The following is a 4,963-nucleotide window of genomic DNA, read 5'->3' as shown; positions in this document are numbered from 1 at the left end:
CAGGTGCATAGCGCCTAAAAAAATAAATTCCAAATTTAAATCCAATGTCATCCCGAACCCTGCCCTTTAGCAGGTGAGGGACCTTCGTGAAAACGAATAAAAATTTGCTTTAATAAAACTAAGTTCCTTCACTCCGTTCAGGATGACAGGTGCATAGCGCCTAAAAAATGAATGAATTTAAACAACTCAGACCTCCGACCTCCTGCCTCAGTTCTTCTTTGGAAACACCAACGAAGCCACAATACTCGTAGTAAGGATAAATAATATCACAAACAAAGAATGCATGGTTGTAAAGCCCCATAGGCTCAGCCAGTGATGAGCCAGCATTTTTACTCCGATAAAGACCAGCAAAAAGGCTAATCCCACCTTCAGGTAATGGAATTTATGAATCACATTAACCAAGAGGAAGAACATAGAACGTAATCCCAGGATGGCAAAAATATTAGAGAAAAAGACAATATATGGGTCTTTGGTTACTGCAAAGATTGCCGGAATTGAATCTACCGCAAAAATCAGATCGGTGAACTCTACAATCAGCAGCACAATAAATAGTGGGGTAACCATCTTAGCACCATCTACCTTGATAAAAAACTTATTCCCTACGTACTCAGGGTATACAGAAAAGTGTTTGGAAGCAAAACGAACCACCTTATGATTCTCCGTATCGATCTCCTCCTCCTCGTCTTTGCTAATGAACATCCCAATTCCGGTATAAATCAGGAAGGCTCCGAAAATATACATAATCCAGCCAAATTCATTGATCAGCGTAGAACCCAGAAAAATAAACATAAAACGCATGAATACCGCACCAATAATGCCCCAGAAAAGCACCCGGTGGTAGTATTTCTCATCCACATTAAAAGCAGTGAAAATCAGCACCATCACAAAGATATTATCTACAGAAAGTGCATATTCAATAACATACCCGGTGATAAACTCCAATCCCAGATTCTGATTATAGATAGTTAGGCTCTCTGCATAATTACCGGGGTTAAGCCTGATATTATGAAGATTTTTGGTGGTAAACTCCTGCAGCTGTGCAAAATTGCTAATCCCATGCAATATCTCACCATTGGTAATCAGTAAAAAGTAAAAACCCAGTGCAAAGCTCACCCAGATGAAGCTCATCACAGCAGCTTCTTTCATGCTTACTTTATGGGCCTTTTTATTAAACAGGCCGAGATCAATAGAAAGCATTAAGACAATAAACAGCAGAAAGCTGGCAAAAAACAGGTATTCGTTAGACATTTTTATTTTTTACGTTCAGTGGTAAATCGGACCAGTTTTTCGAGGGCCTTTCGTGACTCATGTTCCGGAAATTCATTTAAGATAACAAAAGCTTCATTTTGATACATCTCCATCTGAGATCTAGCATAATCCATCCCTCCGCTATTGCGAACAAAATTGATGATCTCAGAAACCTTTTCAGATTCCTCATTATGATTCTTAACCAGATTAATAATTCTCTTTTTTTCAGCGCTTCCCGACTTATTCAAGGCATAAATTAAGGGCAAGGTAATTTTTTTCTCCTTGATATCAATTCCCAATGGTTTCCCAATATCATCTGTCCCAAAGTCAAACAGGTCATCTTTGATCTGGAAGGCGATGCCCACCTTTTCACCAAAAAGTCGCATTTTCTCAACTATCTCCTCATTGGCACCTGCAGAAGCGGCACCACATGCACAGCATGAAGCAATTAGCGAAGCGGTCTTTTGACGGATCACCTCATAATACACCTCTTCATTAATATCTAAGCGGCGAGCCTTCTCAATCTGCAATAATTCGCCCTCACTCATCTGCTTCACCGCATTTGAAACTAGCTTCAGCAAACCAAAGTCGCCGTTATTGATCGACAGCAGCAAACCTTTGGATAATAGGAAGTCACCGACCAGAACCGCGATCTTATTTTTCCATAATGCATTCACAGAAAAAAAACCTCGCCTTTGGTATGAATTATCCACCACATCATCATGAACCAAGGTGGCGGTATGCAATAATTCTACGAGTGCTGCACCCCGATAGGTAGCATCGGTAATGCCTCCGCATAGACTGGCAGAAAAGAATACAAACATGGGACGAATCTGCTTGCCTTTACGTTTAACAATATAATGTGTTATGCGATCTAGTAGCGGGACAGAGCTTTGCATGGAAGATTTGAACTTCCCTTCAAAGGTGTCCAGTTCTCCGGCTATGGGTTTTTTGATCTCGTCGAGACTCAGCATTAATTCCTGAAATCTTTGGGTTTTAATATATACTGCAAACATATTGAAATTTCAGCAATAACGGCCCAGGCAAACGATTCTAAACCGCTATTATTTTAAAAAGCCTGCAATGTTTACAGAATTTTGATACTTTTGCATCCCTTCTGAAAGGAAAGGACAAGCATTGGAGAGGTGTCAGTCAAACATACCAACCAGCAATTAGTAGAAAAGAATATAATAAGGCCCAATAAATTGGAGAGGTGTCTGTCCGAAGGACTCCTTTGGAGAGTGGCCTAGCGAGCTTGGAATTGATATAAGATAATAACAAGGCCCAAATTAAATTGGAGAGGTGTCAGAGTGGCCGAACGAGCGAGCTTGGAAAGTTCGTGTACTAGCAATGGTACCGTGGGTTCGAATCCCACCCTCTCCGCATTGTTTTTAAGTAAATAGCTTTAAATATAGTTTTAATGGGCTTTTTACTGCTAAAAATAAAAAGGGTATCACAAAAGGTATCACATTTTAGACTTTTACGTGCAAGTATTAGTACTATCTTAGCTTATCCTTTTGTCGTTATTGGGATAAAATCTAGAGGGATGCGGTTTTAGTACTGTATCCCTTTTTTATAAAGTTTATAAACTTTTTCTAAACTGTAAATCGTCAGCATAAAGTCGACTGATTTAGGTCAAAACTAAGCGAGTGTTTTCAAAATCTTTAAATTTGAATAACTAGTGGGACCACCAGAATCCACCTCAAAAGGGTGGATTCTTTTATTTTACGGGAGTGGTAGCAAAACAGGTAGCACGAGAAAGATTTTCAGACGAAATTAAACTTCGTTTAAATTTAAACGAAGTCAAAAGTTGATCTCAATTCTTGGCCAATTTTATAGATTCATCATCCAAGATAATTTATTGTAAAAAACGATTAGTTCTGTGGCGATATGGCTACTATTTAGTTATCAAGTATTTATATGGTCCATCGCCTCTTAACTCTACTTCTGATTTGTTAGGTTCTACTACTACCGAACCTCTTTGTCCATATACCACCCAATAAAAACTGGAATTTTTCCCGTACACATTAAAAGAGTTATCCTTTATGCGTGATGTCTTTAAAACTATATTTTCATCTTGGGTATCCTCATATATTTGGGTTATTTGAATCGTAAAATTGTTTGCAAAAGCAGAAACATAATCAGGTAATGAGACTTTTACGAACTTATTATTTTCAATCTTCGCTTCACCTCTATAATATACGCCCGCTTCAGGACCCTCTATAGCAGCATGTACTAAATAATTTGCTGGTTTTGTAGGGTGATTTATAACGAAGGTTTTGGTTGAATTATATGTAACTTCTCCTGTTGTATTATTATATTCCAGTGGTGCGCTTGTAATAGAATTGTGAATACGAATCGGCTTAATAAATAAACCACTATTTGTTGCATTCAAACTGGAGCCAGTAGCATTTAAGATTATACTGTTGTTAGCTTGATCAAGTAGACCAGCAGGTGTAGTCCAAGCAAGTGTTCCACTTCCATTTGTACTTAACACTTGACCATTTACACCATCTACTTTTGGATAAGTAACAGCACCTGCTGTAATGGTACCGCTGGTTTTAATATTCGTTACATCAGTATTTCCCAATTGAATGGTATTACTTGTTGCAACCTTAGCTCCATAGCCTAGCGCGGTAGCATTGGTTAATGCTCCTGCCCCTGAAGCAACATCAGCAAGAGCACCAATCATTGTATTTTGACTTCCTGTCGAAATTCCTTTACCAGAAAGGCTTCCTACGCCTGTGTTATCATTGCCAGTGGTATTTTGATAAAGTGCCCAATCACCAATTGCATTGTTGTTTGATCCTATAGTGTTACTATAAAGCGGTTGATATCCAAGTGCGACGTTTTTTACACCTTCTGTGTTGGTGAAAAGTGTCTGTTGTCCAATTGCTAAGTTTCTGTTCCCGACAGTGTTATTTGTTAGAGCACTCATCCCAATCGCTGTATTTTCAATTCCTGTAGTATTATTTAAAAGAGCACTAGTCCCAATTGCATTGTTTCGCCCACCTGCTATATTTTTAGAAAGTGCTTCATAACCAATTGCAACATTGCTATCACCTGTAGTGTTACTAGTTAATGCTTGCTTCCCAATTATAGTATTAGTTATATTATTGCCATTCCCTCTCCCAATATTTACACCATTAACAGTGATGTCTTTTGTGAAATTTGCTGTTTCTGTATTCGCTTTTAAATCCAATGCTGCTTGTGTTTCTACACTGATTGGCTTTAATAAATCTGGTGTATTATTTACATTTCCTAATCCTAAATTCGTTCTTGCCGCAGCATTTGTTGAAGCTCCTGTTCCTCCATTGGCTACAGCTAAGGTTCCTGTAATTTTTGTTGCTGCTACATCTGCAATTTTTGCATTAGTGATTGCTACATCTGCAATTTTTGCAGTTGTAACTGCATTATTAGCAATCGTTGTAGCATTACCAACACTAGTCACATCGCCTGTTAAATTCGCATTGGTCGTAACAGCGCTAGCTGTAGTTGCCGTTGCTGCATTACCTGTTATACTTCCTACTATTGGATTGGTAACTGTTAAGTTTGCTAATGTTCCTACACTCGTTAAACCAGAACCTGTAACGGTTGATTTCAAGGTAGTGCCTGCTAAAGTTCCTGCATCTGCAGTTACGGTTATATTCGCAGTACCATCAAAGGCAACCCCATTGATGGTTCTTGGGCTTGCTAATTTGGTAGCTGTTCCTGC

General features: G+C 38.7%; 3 protein-coding genes and 1 tRNA gene. 1 reads left to right on the top strand and 3 read right to left on the bottom strand.

Annotated features, from left to right (window positions below; genetic code table 11):
- Positions 1 to 207: 207 nt before the first annotated feature.
- Complete coding sequence (locus ACIQZ6_RS11870; RefSeq protein ID WP_395811365.1) at positions 208 to 1,248, bottom strand: TerC family protein; 1,041 nt, start codon at positions 1,246 to 1,248, stop codon at positions 208 to 210.
- Between the two features lie 2 nt (positions 1,249 to 1,250).
- The gene (locus ACIQZ6_RS11865) at positions 1,251 to 2,222 is read right to left on the bottom strand and encodes a polyprenyl synthetase family protein (protein WP_306551419.1); all 972 of its coding nucleotides are present in this window, start codon (positions 2,220 to 2,222) and stop codon (positions 1,251 to 1,253) included.
- A gap of 322 nt (positions 2,223 to 2,544) precedes the next feature.
- Between ACIQZ6_RS11865 and ACIQZ6_RS11860 the strand changes: the two genes are divergently transcribed.
- Positions 2,545 to 2,631 (top strand) — tRNA-Ser (locus ACIQZ6_RS11860).
- A 514-nt stretch (positions 2,632 to 3,145) separates the two neighbouring features.
- Here the strand turns inward: ACIQZ6_RS11860 and ACIQZ6_RS11855 are convergent.
- The coding region (locus ACIQZ6_RS11855) for a beta strand repeat-containing protein (protein ID WP_395811363.1) at positions 3,146 to 4,963 on the bottom strand (1,818 nt) is incomplete at its 5' end.

This window comes from Daejeonella sp. (genome assembly GCF_044348475.1).
In the GTDB taxonomy this organism is placed as follows: Bacteria; Bacteroidota; Bacteroidia; order Sphingobacteriales; family Sphingobacteriaceae; genus Daejeonella.
Note: the sequence above shows the minus strand (reverse complement) of the source record. Positions and strands in the feature narration are given on the sequence as shown.